The organism is Candidatus Aeolococcus gillhamiae, from assembly GCF_016464765.1.
Taxonomy (GTDB): domain Bacteria; phylum Chloroflexota; class Dormibacteria; order Aeolococcales; family Aeolococcaceae; genus Aeolococcus; species Aeolococcus gillhamiae.
This window is the reverse complement of record NZ_JAEKNS010000081.1, coordinates 1-17636: the sequence shown is the minus strand read 5'-3', so window position 1 is coordinate 17636 and position 17636 is coordinate 1. Positions and strand designations below refer to the sequence as shown.

14 protein-coding genes are annotated in these 17636 nt (G+C 69.1%); 7 read left to right on the top strand and 7 right to left on the bottom strand.

From position 1 onward, the window contains the following. From JF886_RS08150 to JF886_RS08120, 7 genes are all read right to left on the bottom strand, one after another. Positions 1–1149, bottom strand: a 1149-nt coding sequence (locus tag JF886_RS08150; protein ID WP_337311352.1) for a metallopeptidase TldD-related protein, incomplete at its 3' end; no start/stop codon positions are given. Then, on the bottom strand, positions 1146–2582 hold the full coding sequence (locus JF886_RS08145; protein WP_337311350.1) for a TldD/PmbA family protein: 1437 nt from the start codon (positions 2580–2582) through the stop codon (positions 1146–1148). The genes JF886_RS08150 and JF886_RS08145, both read right to left, overlap by 4 nt. A 3-nt stretch (positions 2583–2585) precedes the next feature. Then, the gene (locus tag JF886_RS08140) at positions 2586–3701 is read right to left on the bottom strand and encodes an ABC transporter ATP-binding protein (RefSeq protein ID WP_337311348.1); all 1116 of its coding nucleotides are present in this window, start codon (positions 3699–3701) and stop codon (positions 2586–2588) included. Beyond that, positions 3688–4731, bottom strand: a complete 1044-nt coding sequence (locus tag JF886_RS08135; RefSeq protein ID WP_337311346.1) for an ABC transporter ATP-binding protein — start codon at positions 4729–4731, stop codon at positions 3688–3690. The genes JF886_RS08140 and JF886_RS08135 overlap by 14 nt, the downstream gene beginning before the upstream one ends. Next, positions 4731–5666 (bottom strand): ABC transporter permease, encoded by a 936-nt coding sequence (locus JF886_RS08130; protein WP_337311344.1) that lies wholly within the window; start codon positions 5664–5666, stop codon positions 4731–4733. The genes JF886_RS08135 and JF886_RS08130 overlap by 1 nt, the downstream gene beginning before the upstream one ends. Next, a complete protein-coding gene (locus tag JF886_RS08125; protein WP_337311342.1) occupies positions 5663–6589 on the bottom strand; it encodes an ABC transporter permease in 927 nt (308 codons plus the stop codon). Before JF886_RS08125 ends, JF886_RS08130 begins: the two co-directional genes overlap by 4 nt. Before the next feature lie 114 nt (positions 6590–6703). Next, positions 6704–8362, bottom strand: coding sequence for a peptide ABC transporter substrate-binding protein (locus JF886_RS08120; RefSeq protein WP_337311340.1), 1659 nt, complete (start codon positions 8360–8362; stop codon positions 6704–6706). Between the two features lie 194 nt (positions 8363–8556). On the opposite strand from JF886_RS08120, the gene JF886_RS08115 reads away from it, so the two are divergent. The 7 genes from JF886_RS08115 to ychF all read left to right on the top strand — a co-directional run bounded on the left by JF886_RS08115 (position 8557) and on the right by ychF (position 17418). Next, positions 8557–11124 carry a sensor histidine kinase gene (locus tag JF886_RS08115; RefSeq protein WP_337311338.1) on the top strand — a complete coding sequence of 856 codons (2568 nt, stop codon included), beginning with the start codon at positions 8557–8559 and terminating at the stop codon, positions 11122–11124. Beyond that, entirely contained in the window at positions 11121–11720 is a 600-nt protein-coding gene (locus tag JF886_RS08110) for a response regulator (RefSeq protein ID WP_337311336.1), read from the top strand. The genes JF886_RS08115 and JF886_RS08110 overlap by 4 nt, the downstream gene beginning before the upstream one ends. A gap of 144 nt (positions 11721–11864) precedes the next feature. Continuing rightward, positions 11865–13142: a homoserine dehydrogenase gene (locus JF886_RS08105; protein ID WP_337311334.1), complete on the top strand. Its 1278-nt coding sequence runs from the start codon at positions 11865–11867 to the stop codon at positions 13140–13142. Further along, the gene (gene thrC, locus JF886_RS08100; protein WP_337311354.1) at positions 13124–14197 is read left to right on the top strand and encodes a threonine synthase; all 1074 of its coding nucleotides are present in this window, start codon (positions 13124–13126) and stop codon (positions 14195–14197) included. Before JF886_RS08105 ends, thrC begins: the two co-directional genes overlap by 19 nt. A gap of 11 nt (positions 14198–14208) precedes the next feature. Then, a complete protein-coding gene (thrB, locus tag JF886_RS08095) occupies positions 14209–15105 on the top strand; it encodes a homoserine kinase (RefSeq protein WP_337311332.1) in 897 nt (298 codons plus the stop codon). Then, positions 15102–16316 (top strand): aspartate kinase, encoded by a 1215-nt coding sequence (locus JF886_RS08090; protein ID WP_337311331.1) that lies wholly within the window; start codon positions 15102–15104, stop codon positions 16314–16316. Before thrB ends, JF886_RS08090 begins: the two co-directional genes overlap by 4 nt. A gap of 13 nt (positions 16317–16329) precedes the next feature. Beyond that, entirely contained in the window at positions 16330–17418 is a 1089-nt protein-coding gene (gene ychF / locus JF886_RS08085) for a redox-regulated ATPase YchF (protein ID WP_337311329.1), read from the top strand. Positions 17419–17636: the final 218 nt, after the last annotated feature.

Below are 17636 nucleotides of genomic sequence, written 5' to 3'. Positions count from 1 at the left end.
GTCACGGGTCATGCCGGTGATCGTCGTCTTGAGGGGATGCACCGGGCGCACGTACCAGAAGCGCGTGATCAGCAGGCCGCGCCGGCAGGCGTTGATCATCGACTCCACGTCGCCGTCGCCGCCGTCGAGGCAGAGGTAGTGTGGCAGCGGCCCGTCGCTATTGGGCTGCGGGAAGGAGTGCCCGGTGGTCGGGACGTGAGCGCGCGCGGCGGTGACCGAGTCATGCACAACAGCCGCGCAGGTGCCGCGGTCGATGATGGTGACCGGCCGTGTCGTCGCGCCCTCCCAGTCGAACGGCAGCGGGGCCAGCTCGGAGCGGCGCACGTCGTCGCTGATGGTCACCGTCTCGCTCATCAGGTGCTCGCCGAAGCGCATGAAGCTGCGCTCCTCGAGCATAGCCAGGGCGCCGAGCCCGATGAGGCCGAGGTACTCGAGCATCTCGGCCGTGGCGTACGGTGAGAGCACCACCTCGTAGACGCCGGGATCTAGCGCGGTAGCGCCCTGATTGCGAGCACACCGCTCGCTCACCTCAGCCGCGAGCGCGCCGGCGTCGAGGGCTGTGGCGTCGGCTGCGAAACGGGCACCGTAGGCGCTGCCGTCGTCGCCGCGGCAGACGGCGATCAGCTCGGCCTCGCTGCGCCGTGCCGCGCGGCGCAGGCCGGTGCTGCTGACCATGGCGACGGCGGTGATGGTGTTCTCGTACGTGCCGAACCCCTTCTGGCCAAGCTTGTCCGCAGCTGTGCAGATGACGCCGACGGTGTCAGCGCGTTCTTCGGGCGTGACTGCCGCAGTGGCGGCGCTGTAGCCGTGCTCGGTGTCGACGCCGCCATCGGGGGCGATGGGATGGACGGGTTCGCCCACCGGCGAGTGGGCGCGGATCAGCTCGGCGGCCTCGACCAACGCGCTGGTGGCGTCGTCGCCGATGACCTGCGTCTCGGCGACTCCGGAGCGCCCGTCACGCACCAGCCGCAGGCGGAGCACGAGCGTGCGATCGGCGACGTTCTGATGGATGCCACCGTTGGCGTACCGGGTGAGCGCGGTCGCCGTCTCGGTGACGGTCACCTCCACCTCGGCTGCCGTGGGCGCGCGCGCCAGCACGCCGTCGGCGATGGAGAGTAGCTCGTCGGGGGTGCGGAGCTCGTCGCTCACGCGGGACGCACCGCGACGTTGCGGAAGCGGCACGGCGCGGCGCCGTGACCGACGTGCATGACCTGGCCAGGCTGACCCTTGCCGCAGTTGATCACGCCGTACATGGCCCATTCCGCAGGCCCGGCGACGGCGTCGCACGAGTTCCAGAATTGCGGGGTGCTGCCGCTGTACAGCGGGTTGCGCACCAGCCGCACGCGCCGCCCATCACGGATCTCCCAGCCGCTCTGGGTGCCGAACTGGAAGTTGAGACGGCGGTCGTCGATGCTCCAGGAGCGGTTGGTCTCGAGGAACACACCGCGTTCGGTGGTGGCGATCATCTCCTCGAGGCTCGACGTCCCCGGTTCGAGGTTGATATTGGTCATGCGGATGAGCGGAAGGCGGTTCCAGCTCTCGGCGCGCACCGTACCGCCGCTGCGCATGTCGAAGCGCGCCGCGGTCTCGCGCGAGCTGAGGTAGCCCGTGAACATGCCCTGGTCGATGAGCAGGGTTCGCTGGGCGGGCACGCCCTCGTCGTCGTAGCCGAAGGTCCCCAGGCCGCCTGGGCTGGTGGCGTCGGCGCTGATGGTCACCGCCTCGCTGCCATAACGGAAGCTGCCGAGCATCTCGGGCATCAGGAACGACGTGCCCGCGAACGCCGCCTCGAAACCGAGCACGCGGTCCAGCTCAGTGGGGTGGCCGCACGACTCGTGCACCTGCAACGCCGCCTGGGTGGCGTCGAGGATCACCGTCATCGTCCCCTCCGGGCAGAGGTCGGCCGTGAGGAGTGCCACGGCCTCCTCGGCGATGCGGCGCGCGTTGCCGGCGAGGTCCATCGCCTCCACCGCCTCCCAGCCGGCGGTGAGCTGCTGGCGCCCGAAACTGTTCGGGAAGCTGCGCGACTGCACCTCCGTCTGGCTGGTGGCAGTGGCGTCCAGGCCGCCCCCGGCCTCCACGATGGTCTGGGTGATGCGCGAGCCCTCGCTGCTGGCGAAGAGCTGGTGGTGCCGCACAGCCCCGAGCGAGCCGATGCGGGTGGTGATCCCGGGGACGTCCATAGCCGCGTCGGCAGCGAGCAGGAGCTCGATCTTGCGGTCCAGCGACACGCTGAACGGGTCGATCTCGAGCGGGGTCGCGTACGTCGCGGTCACCGCGGGCTGCGGCGCCAGCCAAACGCGTGCCACCGCCGTCCGTGCCGACGCGCGGGCGATCCGGGCAGCCAGCCGAGCCGCTCCCTCGAGGCCCTCGGCGTCGGTGCGCTGGGTGCCGCAGAAGCCCCAGGCGCCGTCCAGGAGAACGCGGACCCCGACGCCCGCGTCCTCGAACTGGCTGACGTTGTTGACGCGGCCGTTCTTGACGATCACCGACTCGGTGGTGCGCTCCACCACCCGGCAGTCGGCGTACTCGGCGCCGGCGGCGTGAGCGGCGTCGAGGACGCGCTCAGCTATGTCCCGCACCGGCTACGAGGTGACGGGCTCCGCCCCGTTGCTGCTCGCATCATCGAGCTCGCCGGCGATCGCGGTGCGCAGCGCCTCGGTGCTCTCCTCGGCAACCTTCGCCGCCAGCGATCCCTGCAGCTTGCCGGCGAAGTGGCAGGCGGCGAGGTGGCCGTTGCCGTAGTCGACAAGGTCGGGTCGCACCTCCGAGCAGATCGGCTGCGCGATCGGGCAGCGGGTGTGAAAGCGGCACGCGCTGGGCGGGTTGATCGGCGAGGGGATCTCGCCCATGAGGATGATCGGCTTGCGGTCGCGCTCCACCATCGGGTCGGGAACGGGGATCGACTGCAGGAGCGCGGTCGTGTAGGGGTGCAGCGGGTTGTCGTACAGCTCGAGGCTGTTGGCCACCTCGACGATGACGCCGAGGTACATCACCGCGACCCGGTCGCTGAGGTGGCGCACCACTGAGAGGTCGTGCGCGATGAACAGGTAGGTGAGGTTGAAGTCGTCCTGGAGTTGCTCGAGGAGGTTGATGATCTGTGCCTGGATGGACACGTCGAGAGCTGAGATCGGTTCGTCGGCGACGATGAAGCTGGGCCGCAGGATCAACGAACGCGCAATTCCGATGCGCTGCCGCTGCCCGCCGCTGAACTCGTGCGGGTAGCGGTTGTTGAAGTTGGGGTTGAGCCCGCAGATGCGCATGACCTCCTGCACCTGCTTGTCGCGCTCCTTGCCCTTGGCCAGCCCGAAGTTGGCCAGCGGCTCGCCGATGATGTTGCCGACAGTCATGCGCGGGTTGAGCGAGCCGTACGGGTCCTGGAAGATCATCTGGACGCGACGGCGCATCTGGCGCAGGTCTTCGCCATGAAGTGCCGCCAGGTCCTTGCCCTCGAAGAAGATGCTGCCCGCCGTCGCCGGCTGCAACTGGGTAACCACGCGTCCCAGCGTCGACTTCCCGCAGCCGGACTCGCCAACCAGCCCGAGGGTTTCGCCCTGGATGATGTCGAGGCTCACACCGTCCACGGCGCGCACCGTCTGGCGACCACTGGGGAACTGCTTGTAGACGTCGCGCAGCGAGACGAGGGCGTCTGCCTCGGCGGTCCACGCCGAGGCCGGCGCGGCCGCCTCAGATTGGGGCATCTACCCTTTCTCCCTCGGGCACGAGCGGCGCCTCACGCATGTCGGAGTCGGGGTCGGGCACGTTCTTCATCTGCACCCAGCAGCGTGACTCGTGCTGCGGGCCGACTGTGAGCAGGTCAGGCTCCTCGGTGAAGCACTTGTCTACGGTGAACCGGCAGCGCGGGTGGAACTTGCAGCCCGGGGGAAGGTTGGTGAGGTCAGGGGGCAGCCCGGTGATGGTGAGCAGCTTCCCGCCGAGCTTCTCGTCGATGCGCGGGATGGACCGCAGTAGCGACCACGTGTAGGGGTGCTGCGGAGAACGGAAGATCTCCTCCGTCGGCCCCTGCTCCACCACCCGGCCCGCGTACATCACCACCACCCAACTGCAGATGCTGGCTACGACAGCCATGTTGTGGGTGATCAGCACGATCGCGGTTCCGAGCTCGCGGTTGAGGTCACGCAGCTGTTCGAGGATCTGCGCCTGGACGGTGACGTCGAGCGCGGTGGTGGGCTCGTCAGCAATGAGCAGGCCGGGCTCGTTTGACAGCCCCATGGCGATCATGATCCGCTGGCGCATGCCGCCGGAGAATTGGTGGGGGTACTCCTTGGCGCGGCGTTCCGCGTCAGGGATGCGGACGCGGCGGAGCAGCAGCGGCACCCGCTCCTTGGCCTGCTCCTTGGTGAAGTGGTCGTGCGCCTTCATGGCTTCTTCGATCTGGAAGCCCGCCTTGAGCACGGGGTTGAGCGACGACATCGGGTCCTGGAAGATCATGGCTACGTCGTTGCCGCGGAACTTGCGCAGCTCGTCGTCGTCGAAGGCCAGCACGTCGCGCCCGTCAAAGCTGATGCTGCCCTCGACGATCTTGCCGGGCTCCGGCACCAGGCGCAGGATCGAGAGCGCGGTCATCGACTTCCCCGATCCGGACTCGCCGACGATCCCCACCGTCTCACCGCGGTTGACGCGGAAGTCGATGCCGTCGACCGCACGAACCACCTGGTCGCGGACGAAGAACTGGGTCTTGAGCCCCGTTACCTCGAGGAGAGCCGCCACTACTTCCTCTGCCTCGGGTCGAGCGCGTCGCGAAGGCCGTCACCGATGAAGTTGATCGCCATCAATGTGATCAGCAGTGCGAAGGCGGGCACGAGCATGGTGTGGTACGAGAGGAAACGATCCTGGAGACCGTCCGACACCAACGCGCCCCAGGAAGGGTCGGGAGAGGGCAGGCCGAACCCGAGGTAGCTCAGGAATGCCTCGAAGAGGATCGCCTGCGGGATCAGGAACGTGGCCTGAACGATGATCGGCCCCAGGGCATTGGGCAGAACATGACGGGTCATGATCTTGAAGTCCTTGGTGCCGGTGGCGCGAGCGGCTTCGACGAATTCGCGCTCGCGCAGGGCCAGCGTCTGGCCGCGCACTAACCGGGCCATGTCCATCCAGCTGGTCACGCTGAGCGCGATGATGACGTTGAGGATGCTCGGCCGGTTGGTGATGAACAGGATCAGGAAGGCGATCAGCAGATTGGGGATCCCGTACCCGATGTAGGTGATGCCGCTGATCAGCGTGTCGACCCAGCCGCGGAAATAGCCTGCCATGAGCCCCGCGGCGATTCCCACGATCGAGGTGACCAGCGCGGTGAGCAACCCCACCTCGATGGCCACAAGGGCTCCTTTCATGATGAAGCTCAACACGTCTCGGCCGGAGGCGTCGACGCCGAAGGGGTGTTTCAGGCTGAGCGGGTCGGTGATGTCTCCGAGGCCCTGCGAGTAGATGCTGTATGGCGTCCAGAAGATGCTGACGATGGCCATGATGACCACCAGGAAGAAGACGACCATCCCCGCAATGGAGAGCTTGTTGCGGCGGAAGCGGCGCCATGCGTCCTGCCACAGGCTGACCTGCTCGGGCGCGATGGAGTAGTCGATTGGCTCGGGGGTTCCCGGAGGTGCGATGGGACCTCCCATGTTCAGGCCGGTGGTGATGGTCGTCATGTGTAGCGAATCCTCGGGTCAAGGACCGGGTAGAGGAGGTCGACGAACAGGTTGGCCAGGCCGACAAGCACCGCGTAGAAGGTGTACAGCCCCACGACGATGCCGTAGTCGCGGGTGGTGATCGAGTTCACGAACTCCTTTCCCAACCCGGGCACACCGAAAATGTACTCGATGACCACCGAGCCGGTGATGATGCCGGTGACCAGGGGTCCGCCGATGGTGATCACCGGGATCAGCGCGTTGCGCAGCGCGTGGCGAATGATCACCACCCGTGAGCTCAGGCCCTTGGCCCAGGCTGTGCGCACGTAGTCCTGTCGGACCACGTCGAGCATGCTGGCGCGGACCAGCCTGGCCACGATCGCTGCGTACGGCAACCCGAGCGCGATCGCCGGGATGGGAATCTGCTCGGGTGCTCCCCAACCGATGCTGTTTGCCCAGTTGGGCAGGAGGATGCCAGTCAGGATGATGAGAAAGGTGGCGAGCACGAAGCTCGGCACGCTGTACCCGAAGACGACGAAGCTGGACAGCATGTAGTCGACCCAGCTGTTCTGCTTGATGGCCGCGGTGATCCCGACGGCCAAGCCGACCACGATGGTGACCACTACGGCGAAGAGACCGAGGGTGAGGCTGTTGCCCGCCTCGCGCAGCAGCAACGGGGTGACCTGCGCACCCTGATTGACGTATGAGTAGCCCAGGTCGCCGCGGAACAGGTTCCACATGAAGGTCCGGTACTGGACGAAGAGTGGGTCGTTGAGACCGTGGGTGGCGTTCTCGTGGGCGCAACTGGCGGGGTTCTTCTCGCAGGTGAACGGTGTTCCGGCCAGGGAGTGCACCAGGAGGAAGGTCACCGAGGAGACGATGAGCGCCGTGCCAAGCACCAGCAGGAGCCGCTTGGCGGCGTAGATGGCTGTGCCTCTGGTCACTTGGGTCTCCTCGCCCAAAAGGAGGAAATGACGGTCGGGGAGCCCGCCACTTCGGCGGGCTCCCCGGATGATACTCGGCCGATTCCCCGTTGTTGGGGTTCGGAGTGCCTGTGTCTAGTGAGCGGCGATGCTGATGCTCGTCCAGGAGTTGTCGTAGAGCGCGTTGCCTCCGCCACCCTGCACGTATGGCTTGATGAAGTACTGGTTTGCCCCGTACTCGAGCACTGCGGCAGCGTAGTCCGTGACCAGCTGCTTGTTGGCGGTGGTGAAGTCAGTGATCGCCTGACTCCCCGTCTCGCCTTCAGCCTTCTTCACCGGGGTATCGATGCGCTGATCGCAGATGCCGTCGTTGTTGCCGAGGCCGACCGCGGCCTGCGAGCAGATGAAGATGTTGTCGAACCAGTCCTGCGGGTTGTTGTAGTCGGCGCCCCAGCTGTCACGGAACAGGGTGTACTTCTTGTCCTGACGGGCGGTCAGGAACGTTGAGAAGTCCGTGTGCTGCGTGTCGACGTGGACGCCGAGGTTGGTCTGCCACTGCGACTGCAGGTTGTCGGCGATGGCCTTGTTGCTGGTCGTGGTGTTGTACCAGTACTGCAGACCGACCCGCTTGGTGCCGTTGGGATCCCACGTCTGCAGGTCAGCCTTGGCCTTAGTCGCGTCGAAGGCCGAACTCGTGTCCGCTCCGTCGCCGAGGTAGCCGTCCAAGCCCTTGGGAATGACGCCACCGGTGGCCGGCTTGCAGACGATCCCACCCGGGCCGCAGGCCACGGTGACCAGCTGAGTGCGGTCGATCGCCTCACTGAAGGCGCGACGTCCGGCCAATGCGATCGGGTCGTCGATGTTGCCTCCAGCCGGTGCGAACGGGCCGGTGCTGAAGTTGAAGCCCACCCAGGTGCTGCGTCCGCCGGGAATGTTGACGAACTGGTTCTTCGTCGCCGAATTGGCCTGGAAGTTGCGGACCGCGTCGAGCGGTGGGTAGTTGTCCGCCGGGCCGATCATGTCGAAGCCGCCGTTCTGGTACTTGGTGACCTGGCTCCCCTGGTCGGCGAGGATGGTCGCCTCGATGTCGGTCAGGTGGCCGGTGCTGCCGCCCCACCAGTTGGGCACGTTGGCGAAGGACAGGTGGTCCTTGGGCACGTACGCCGTCAGCTTGAACGGCCCGGTGCCGATCGCCGTGGCGGGGTTGGTCCACCAGGTCTTGTCGGTGTCGTTGGGGATGACCTTCTGGTCAACGACGTCCGCCGTCCAGAGCGCCACCTCGGTGAGCCAGTACCCGGCCGGCAAGGTGAGCTTGGCCTTGACGGTGTACTGGTCTGGAGCGCTGAGCCCGGACAGGGTGGTGGCGGTGGGATTGCCCTTGCTCGGAGCCACCGCGGTGTACCCCTCGACCGGCTGGAAGACGATGCCGTAGCTGTCGTTGAGCCGGGCGGCGCGGTTCCAGCTGTAGAGGACGTCGGCCGAGGTGACCGGGTCACCGTTTGAGAACTTGACGTCGTGGCGCATGTGGAACGTGTAGGTCAGTCCATCCGAGGAGATGTCCGGCATGGCGGTGGCGATGTACGGCACTTCCTTGAGGTTGTCGTCGAAGCGATAGAGCCCGCCGAATGTGTTCTGGACGAAGGCGATGTCGACCGCGGTCGAGACATGGCCGGGATCCAGGTACTTGATGTCGTCGGTGATCGGGAACCGAAGCTGCTGAGTGGCCGCCAGCGCCGCTCCGGTCGAGGAGCTCGAGCTACCACTACCACAGGCGGTGGCAACCAGCGCGGGCACGACCAGCGCCAAACCTATCCGGCGATATTTCATCCACATCTCCCGGCGGGCTCTCCCACCCGCGCCAAATCTGACGCCGACCATAGAGGCGGCTAGGGGCCGCATTCTGACACCGGCCGAACACGGCGACCATCACCCACTGGGATGATTTTATCGGGCCGGTGCGAGGGCGCCGGTATACTTGGCTCCCGCCCATGTTCGGCTCCCTCGGTCGTCGGTCGCGATCGCGCCGGCTCAACCGGCGCATCCTCGTCGCCATGCTCGCGGTGGCTCTGCTGCCGCTGGCGGCCCTCACCGCTCTGGTCGGCGCCGACCTCACCGCCGTCAACCAGACCACAGTGGACGAGGCCCACCAGACCATCGTCGCCGAGGCGCAGCAGCGAGAGAGCAGCGCGGCGACCGATGCCGCAGCCACCGTCCAAGCCCGCCTCGACGCCTTCGGCGGCGAGGTCGCCCAGCTGGCCGGCACGGTCGATGCGCTGCTACGCGGCGCCAAACCCTCCGGTGAGCCCGCCCAGGTGCTCCCTGGCGGGGCGCGACTGCTCACCACCGACAATCCGCCGGTGGCCACGCTGGTGGGGTCGACGAGCAGACTTCTGACCCCGGACGGGAAGGTGGCGGACCCCCTTGGGGCCAACCGGGCGGCGGTCGCCAGCGCGCTGGACGCCGTCCTCAAGCGCCACCCCGAGCTCAGCGCGCTGTGGCTCTACAACAGCCCAGCCGCTTCGATCACCGAGGTGCCGGTCACAGATGCCCAGACGGTGGCGGGCCTGGTGACCACCCAGCGCATCGACCCCGTCCATCTCCTCGATCGCCAGTTCGGGGCGGCCTTCCCCCGCGTGGAGCCGATCCCCGCCGGCGGAGCAGGCGGTGGCCTGTCGCAGACCTCGCGTGGACCGATCGGTCCCGCGTGGAGCGACATCGACACCGCCGCGTTCGGCACTGGGACGTCGGTGACCGTGTGGACCGGGCTTGCCACACACGACTACTTCATCGGGGCTGAGCTGCCCAGCGCCGCGGTCGCCGCGCTGCTGCCCGCGCCGCTGTCGACGCTGCCCGACACCTACCAGGTGCTGCTCAGCCCGAGCGGGCGATGGCTCAGTGCGGGGGCGGGGGCGAGTACCGATCTGTCGCTGCCCAGCGGGTACGAGGGAACCCCGGCGCGCGTTCCCGGGGTCTCCTCCAACGCCTTGCTCCGGCAGCAGCCCCAGGTGCTGAAGACCCCCCTGCACGGGGTGGCCAAGGACCTCTTCACGGCGCCTGTCGCGGGCCCGCGCTGGACCCTCGCCAGTGTCGTGCCCGATCGTGAGCTCGCCCCCGCTGCCGCGTCGCTCGGCGACGGCATTCGTAGCGGCGTCCGCCGCATCCTCATCCTCCAGGTCCTGCCGCTTGCCGTGGTGCTCGGCATCATCGCGGTGGTGCTGTCGGCGCTCGTCTCGCGCCGCCTCGTCGGGCCGGTACGCGCGCTCACCATGTCGGCCGAACGGCTCGCCCAGGGGCACACTGACGAGCCGGTCCCGCACCAGGGCGAGGATGAGGTGGGCCTGCTCAGCGAGGCCCTGGAGCGCATGCGTCGCGAGATCAACACCTCTCGCGAGGCCCTCCTGGCTGCCGCCCACGAGCTCGAAGGACGCGTGGCTCAGCGCACGGAGGAGTTGCGCGACCGCAACGAGGAGTTGGTCGCACTCAACGCGCTGGCCGCGACGCTGACCCGCTCGCTCGACCCCGCCGAGCTCCTCAACGGGGCGGTCGAGGCGATCCGGGTGATCCTGCCCGTCTCGGCCGCCGCCGGCTACACGATGCGCGAGGCCGAGCCGTACCTGGTGACCCATCACCCTGCCCGCCTCGGCGACGCGCGGGCAACGCTGGCCACCGCGGTGGCCACGGCGCTGGAGACGAACTCTATGACCATCACCATAGCCGGTGCGGAACGGCTGGTGGCCATCCCGGTCGCCGCCGGCGGTCCGCCCCTGGGGGCGCTCGCCGCAGTGGTGCCGATGTCGGTGGAGGTGCCCAAGCGCATCCGCATCCTGCTCGGCGCCGTTGCCGACCAGGTCGGCCTGGCGCTGCGCACCGCGGAGTTCGCCGCCGAGGGACGCGAGCTCGCGGTCCTCGAGGAGCGCACCAGGCTCGCCCGCGAGATCCACGACACGCTGGCCCAGCAGCTCACCGGCATCGTGCTGCAGCTCGAGGCGGCCGAGGCGCTGCAGAGCCGCAAGGACGGCGAGCGCGCCCGCAACCTCATCGTCGCCGCCCGTGAGCAGGCGCGCCTCGCGCTGCAGGAGGCCCGTCGCAGCGTGTGGAACCTGCGCCCCATGCCGCTCGAGGCAGCAGGTCTCACGGCTGCGGTGTCGCTGGAGGCCGACCGGTTCGGCAGCCGATCCGGCATGGTCGTGACCGTCCGCAACGACGGCGTACCCCGCCACCTGGCACTGGCGCCGCAGGCGGAGGTGGCCGTGTTCCGCATCCTCCAGGAGGCCCTGGCCAACGCCGGGCAGCACAGCGGCGCGAGCCACGTCGATGTCGAGTTGCGCGCCTCCGACGAGGAGCTGACGCTCACCGTGAGCGACGACGGCTCCGGCTTCGACGCGGCCATCGAGGGCATGTCCGCGGCGCCCGCCGACAGCTTCGGTCTGGTGGGGATGCTCGAGCGCGCCCGGCTCATCGGCGCGGAGTTCGAGGTCACCAGCCGGCCCGCCGGCGGCACCACCATCTCCATGCGCGTGCCTCTCGAGCCACGGGAAGCGGCGGCCACGGCATGATCCGTGTGCTGGTCGCCGACGACCACCCGGTGGTGCGCCAGGGCCTGTGCACGATGCTCGAGCTCGAGGATGACATCGTGGTCGTCGCCCGCGCGGCCGACGGCGAGGAGGCGGTCATGATGGCCAGGCGGGACCACCCCGACATCACGCTGCTGGACGTGCAGATGCCCGTCCTCGACGGCATTGAGGCGTTGCGGCGCATCCGTGCCGACGACCCCGAGGCCCGGGTGATCGTGCTCACCACGTACCGGAACGAGGACTACATCTTCCCGTCACTGCGCGCCGGAGCCCGTGGATACCTTCTCAAGGACTCGTCTCGCGAGGAGCTCGCCGGAGCCATCCGCGCGGTGGCTGCGGGGGAGTCGCTGCTGGACCCGGACATGGTCGACGCCGCCAAGGACGACGGCGGCCTGACCGGCCGCGAGCTCGAGGTCCTCCGCCTCATGGCGGACGGCCACAACAACGGCCAGATCGCCACCGCCCTGTATGTGAGCGAGAACACCGTCAAGACCCACGTCAGCAAGATCTTCACCAAGCTCGGCTGCCGCGACCGAGCCGCGGCTGTCCTCGTCGCCTGGAAGCGGCACCTTCTATGACAGGGCGGGGCAGATCCCCGCCCCTCATCAGGTCGAAATGAATTCGACCTGATCACCCCACTCCTCGGGCCGCCTGCGCCGCTGTCGCTGCGCGACGGAGCCGCGGCGGGTCCTCGTCCCTCGCCCATCTAGACTCCGGCCGCGATGGCGCAGTTTGGAATCGGAATGATCGGGTTGGGCACCGTGGGCACCGCCGTGGCGCGGCGGCTCATCGACCAGTGGGAGCTGCTCCGCCGCCGCGCCGGGTCGACGCCGGTCCTGCGCCGCGTCGCCGTCCGCGACCCGGGCCGCCCCCGCGACCTCGACCTGCCCCGCGTCCAGCTCGACGGGGACGCGGAGGCCCTGGTGGACGACCCTGCCGTCGAGGTTGTCGTCGAGGCCATGGGCGGGATCGATCGCGCCAGCGCGCTCATGGACCGCGCGCTCCGCGCCGGCAAGCCGGTGGTCACCGCCAACAAGGCTGCACTGGCCGCGCACGGCCTCGAACTGGCGGCGCTCGCCAGGGAGAACAGGGTGTCGCTGCGCTACGAGGCCGCCGTCGGTGCCGGCCTGCCCGTGGTCGCGCTGTTGCGCGACAGCCTACGCGGCGACCGCGTGAGCGGCCTCGAGATGATCATCAACGGCACCACCAACGTCATCCTCACCGGCATGGAGAAGCAGGGCGCCACGCTCGCCGAGGCCCTCGCCGACGCGCAGCAGCGCGGTTTCGCCGAAGCCGACCCTTCCGCTGACGTCGACGGCCATGACGCCGCCGCCAAGCTGTTGCTGCTCAGCCGGCTGGCCTTCGACGCGCCGCTCACCATGGACGACGTGGTCACCGTCGGCATCGGCGGCGTCACAGCGCAGGACATCGACTGCGCTGCGCTGCTCGGCGGCAGCGTCAAGCTGGTGGCCCTAGCGCAGCGCGAGGGCGAGACGGTGACCATGTCGGTGCGACCCACGCTCGTTCTCGACGGCCACCCGCTGCACGGCATCGACGACTCCGAGAACGCACTGGTGGTGACCTCTGACCTCGCCGGCCACGTGATGGTCGGTGGGCTCGGCGCCGGTGGCGACAGCACCGCCAGCGCCGTGGTGTCGGACATCGTCGCCACGGTCCTGGCCCCGAGCCAGGCTCCGCCGGTGCCCGCCTCCTCACCGGCCATCGGCGACGATGGCGCGGTGGAGCGGGCCGGTTACGTCCGTGTCCGCCTGCACCCCGTCGCCGATGCGGCGCAGCTCGTGATCCAGGCGCTCGAGGATCGGGGCATTTCCGTGGAGGCATCCGCGCTCACGCAACCGGCGATGGGAGCGGACCAGGAGCTGGCTCTGCGCACCGGCGTGGTCGCGCGCGACATGCTCGCCCGCGCCGTCGAGACCGTCGATTCCCTCGCCGTGGTGGACGAGGTGGCCACCGTGATGGACTGCGTGCGACCGTCGTGACGCCGATCAGGCAGGGTGTCATCGCCCGCTACGCCGGCAGGCTCCCGATCACCGAGTCGACCCCGCGGATCACTCTGTTCGAGGGCGAGACCCCGTGTGTGCCCGCGCCGCGCCTCTGCGAGCAGCTGGGCCTGGGCTCGCTGCACCTCAAGGTGGAGGGCCTCAATCCGACCGGCTCCTTTAAAGACCGCGGGATGGTGGTGGCCGTGGCCCGTGCGCTGGAGGCGGGCAGTCGCACGCTCATCTGCGCAAGCACGGGCAACACCTCTGCGTCGGCGGCGGCCTACGGCGCGCGGTTTGGCCTGCGTACGGTGGTGGTGATCCCCGCGGGCGCCATCGCCGCCGGCAAGCTGGTGCAGGCGCAGGTGCACGGCGCCGACGTCCTGGCCGTCCCCGGCAACTTCGACCGGGCCCTGGATGCTGTCCGCGAACTGGCCGTCGATCCACGGGTGACCCTGGTGAACTCGGTCAACCCGCACCGCATCGAGGGGCAGAAGACGGCCGCCTTCGAGATCGTCGACGAGCTCGGTGACGCGCCCGAGGTGCTCGCCATCCCGGTCGGCAACGCCGGCAACATCACCGCCTACTGGCGCGGCTTCCGCGAGTACCACCGCGACGGGCTGTGCTCGCGCCTGCCGCGCATGCTCGGCGGACAGGCCGCGGGCGCGGCGCCGCTGGTGCGAGGCGAGCCGGTCGCGGAGCCGGAGACCGTGGCGAGCGCGATCCGGATCGGCAACCCGGCGTCGTGGCAGGGAGCCACCCAGGCGCGGGACGAGTCCGAGGGCGCCATCCTCGCCGTCGAGGACGAGGACATCCTCGCGGCGCAGCGCGACCTCGCCGACGTCGAGGGTGTTTTCTGCGAGCCGGCGTCGGCGGCCTCACTGGCGGTGCTGCGTGCCGCAGTCCGCGACGGCACGGTTGCCCGCGGCAGCGCGGTTGTCTGCGTGCTCACCGGCAACGGGCTCAAGGACGCGGCGACCGCCGCGCAGGGACTGGCCGCTCCCACCACCATAGAGGGCGACGCCGCCTCGCTGGCAGCGGCGCTCGGTCTGTGATGCGGGCGACCGTGCGCGTCCCCGCCAGCGTCGCCAATCTCGGCCCCGGCTTCGACATGCTGGCGCTGGCGCTGCAGGTGCAGAACGAGGTGGTCGCCACCGCGACCGAAGAGGGCACGATCGCCATCGAGGTGGACGACGTCGGAGATGTCCCCGAGCTGCTGGACCCGGACTACAACCTGGTCGCGCGGGCCTACAACGAGGCGTGCACGCGCCTCGACATCCCGGAAGCCCAGCGAGGCGTGCGGCTCCACTGCGCCAACGCCATCCCGGTCGCCGCCGGGATGGGGTCGAGCGCGGCGGCGACGCTGAGCGGCGTGCTCGTGGCGGTGGCACTGCATCGCGCCGCCTGGGACGAGCGGGACATCCTCGGCTGCGCTGCCGGTTTCGAGGGTCACCTCGACAACCTGGCTGCGGCACTGCTCGGCGGCCTGGTGATCTGCGCCCCGGGGGCGTCGGTCCAGCGTATCGACGCACCGGACGAGATGCACGCGGTGATCTTCACCCCCGACGAGCGCCTCACCACACGGGAAGCCCGCGAGGTCGTGCCTCGCGAGTTCTCGCGCGAGGACGCCATCTTCAACGCCGCGCGCTGCGCGCTGCTGGTACGCGCCGTGACGCTGCGCGATTACGCGGCCCTGCGCGAGGCGATGGACGACCGCTGGCATCAGCCACACCGAGCCGCGCTGCTGCCGGCAACGGGCGTGCTCATCGAGGCGGCGTACGACGCCGGGGCGGATGGTGCGTGTCTCGCCGGCGCGGGCCCGTCCGTGCTCGCCCTGTGCTCACGCGATCCGCAACCGGTCAGCGCCGCGATGGAGGCGACTGCCGAGCTGCTGACGATGCCCGGAACGGCGCTCACCGTGCGGCCGCGCAACTTCGGCGCCCGCGTTGAGGTGCGCGCGTGACCGTGGTCCAGAAGTACGGCGGCAGCAGTGTCGCCGGCATCGAGCGGCTGCGCGCCGTCGCCCAGCGCGTGGCGGCCACGCGGCGCCGCGCCGACCGCGTTGTTGTAGTGGTCAGCGCGATGGGTGACACCACCGACGAGCTAACCGCGCTCGCTCACCAGCTCGACAACGATCCGCCGTCGCGCGAGATGGACATGCTGCTGAGCACCGGCGAGACGGTGACCGCTCCGCTGCTCGCCATGGCGCTGCACGCACGCGGCGTCGACGCTGTCTCGCTGACCGGGATGCAGGCGGGCATCCGCACCAGTGGCGCCCACCGCAGCGCGCGCATCACCGACATCGTTCCCGAGCGCGTCATCGATCAGCTCGCCGCCGGCAGGGTGGTGATCGTGGCCGGGTTCCAGGGAGCCACCGACCAGCTCGACATCACCACCCTCGGCCGGGGCGGCTCTGACACCACCGCGGTCGCCCTGGCGGTGGCGCTTCACGCGCACGAGTGCGAGATCTTCACCGACGTTACCGGCATCCACAGCGCCGACCCCCGCGTGGTGAGCGATGCGCGCCCGATGGCGGAGATCGGCTACGACGAGATGCTCGAGCTCGCCTCCGCCGGCGCCACGGTCATGCATCCGCGGGCCGTCGAGATCGGCGAGGCATACTCCATGCCGATCCGGGTGCGATCCGCATTCACCGAGTCACCCGGCACGCTCATCCACAGGCAGCAGGACATGGAAGACCGCCCCAAGGTCCGTGGCATCGCACACGAAACCGACGTCGCCAAGGTGACGCTGTTGGGCGTGCCCGATCGTCCCGGGATCGCCGCCGCCGTCTTCGGTCCGCTCGGCGAGGCGCACATCAACATCGACATCGTCGTCCAGAACGTCAGTCACTCGGGTCACACCGACCTCTCGTTCACGCTGGCCGAGTCCGAGCTGGCCCGCGCCCAAGCGGTGCTGGAGCGCGTGGTGGGCGAGGTGGGAGCCGACGGCTACGACGCCGACCGCGACATCGCCAAGGTGACCGTGGTGGGGTCGGGAATCCTCGGCGCACCAGGGGTGTTCGCGCGCATCTGCGAGGCGCTCGCCGAGCAGGCGATCAACATCCGCATGATCAGCACAGGCGAGATCCGGGTCACCTGCATCATCGACCGCGCCCGGGTCGAAGACGCTGTGCGCGCGCTGCACCGCGCCTTCGAGCTGGAGCTGCTGTGAGGCCGCCGCTGCGATGAGTCTCTCGGTGGGCATCGTCGGCCTGCCCAACGCGGGCAAGTCGACGCTCTTCAACGCGCTGACCAGGGCAGGCGCGGCGGTGGGCAACTATCCCTTCACCACCATCGAACCGAACACCGGCATGGTCCCCGTGCCCGACACGCGGCTGGACCGGCTCGCCGAGCTGTTCCATCCCCCCAAGGTGATCCCCGCGATGGTCACGTTCACCGACATCGCCGGCCTGGTGCGCGGCGCCAGTCGCGGCGAGGGCCTCGGCAACAAGTTCCTCGGCCACATCCGCGAGGGCTCTGCCATCGCCCTGGTGGTGCGCGACTTCGAGGACACCGACATCACCCACGTCGAGGGCAGCGTCGACCCGGTGCGAGACATCGACGTCATCGAGCTCGAGCTGCAGCTCGCCGATCTCGAGACGGTCACCAAACGGCTCGAGAAGGTGGAGAAGACGGTGCGCCTGCAGAAGGAGAAGGCAACGGAGACCGTCGCGGTGCTTCAGCGGGTGCGCGACCACCTCGACGGCGGTGCGCCGGTGCGCACCATGCAGTTGAACGCTGCCGAACGCGCAATCCTGCACGACCTCTGGCTGCTCACCGCCAATCCCATGGTCGTAGTGGTCAACGTGGCCGAGGGCGCCGCGGTCGCCGAGCCGTCGGCCGCCGTACGCGGTCGCGCCGGACAGAGTGGCGGCGACGTGGTGGTCATCTCCGCGCGCATCGAGGCGGAGCTGGCCGAGCTCGAGCCGGCGGACCGCGGCGCCTTTCTCGCCGACCTCGGCATCGCCGAGCCGGGCCTCGATCTGCTTGCCCGCCACGCTTACCGGCTCCTCGACCTGATCACCTTTTTCACCGCCGGCGAGAAGGAGGTACGCGCCTGGCAGCTCCGTCGCGGGCTCACCGCGCTCGACGCCGCCGCCACCATCCATACGGATTTCGCCAAGGGCTTCATCCGCGCCGAGGTCAGCGACGCCGAGGACCTGCTCGCGGCCGGCTCATACAACGCCCTCCGAGAGCAGGGCAAGCAACGCCTCGAGGGAAAGGACTATCTCGTCAAAGACGGAGACGTCGTCCATTTCCGCTTCAACCTCTAGTGGCGAAGGGGGAACTCCGTTCCCCCCTCGGACACCCCCATGCAGCGGTGTCAGCTGCGGCGAAATGAATTCGCCTGCGCCGACGACATTTGCAAGCGACAAGCGAGCGCAGCGAGCCGGCGCGGAGTAGCGCCGAGTGGGGAGGGAGCGCAGCCGGCTCTCCCGGCGGAGCGAGAGGGGCGCGTCGCCCCTCTGAAAAGGGGAAGGGGCCCCCCCCC

Excerpts from the sequence above, each read along its gene's own strand:
- JF886_RS08110 (WP_337311336.1), top strand. The coding sequence starts at position 11,121 with ATGATCCGTGTGCTGGTCGCCGACGACCACCCGGTGGTGCGCCAGGGC.
- JF886_RS08140 (WP_337311348.1), bottom strand. The coding sequence starts at position 3,701 with ATGCCCCAATCTGAGGCGGCCGCGCCGGCCTCGGCGTGGACCGCCGAG.
- ychF (WP_337311329.1), top strand. The coding sequence starts at position 16,330 with ATGAGTCTCTCGGTGGGCATCGTCGGCCTGCCCAACGCGGGCAAGTCG.
- JF886_RS08115 (WP_337311338.1), top strand. The coding sequence starts at position 8,557 with ATGTTCGGCTCCCTCGGTCGTCGGTCGCGATCGCGCCGGCTCAACCGG.
- JF886_RS08105 (WP_337311334.1), top strand. The coding sequence starts at position 11,865 with ATGGCGCAGTTTGGAATCGGAATGATCGGGTTGGGCACCGTGGGCACC.
- JF886_RS08130 (WP_337311344.1), bottom strand. The coding sequence starts at position 5,666 with ATGACGACCATCACCACCGGCCTGAACATGGGAGGTCCCATCGCACCT.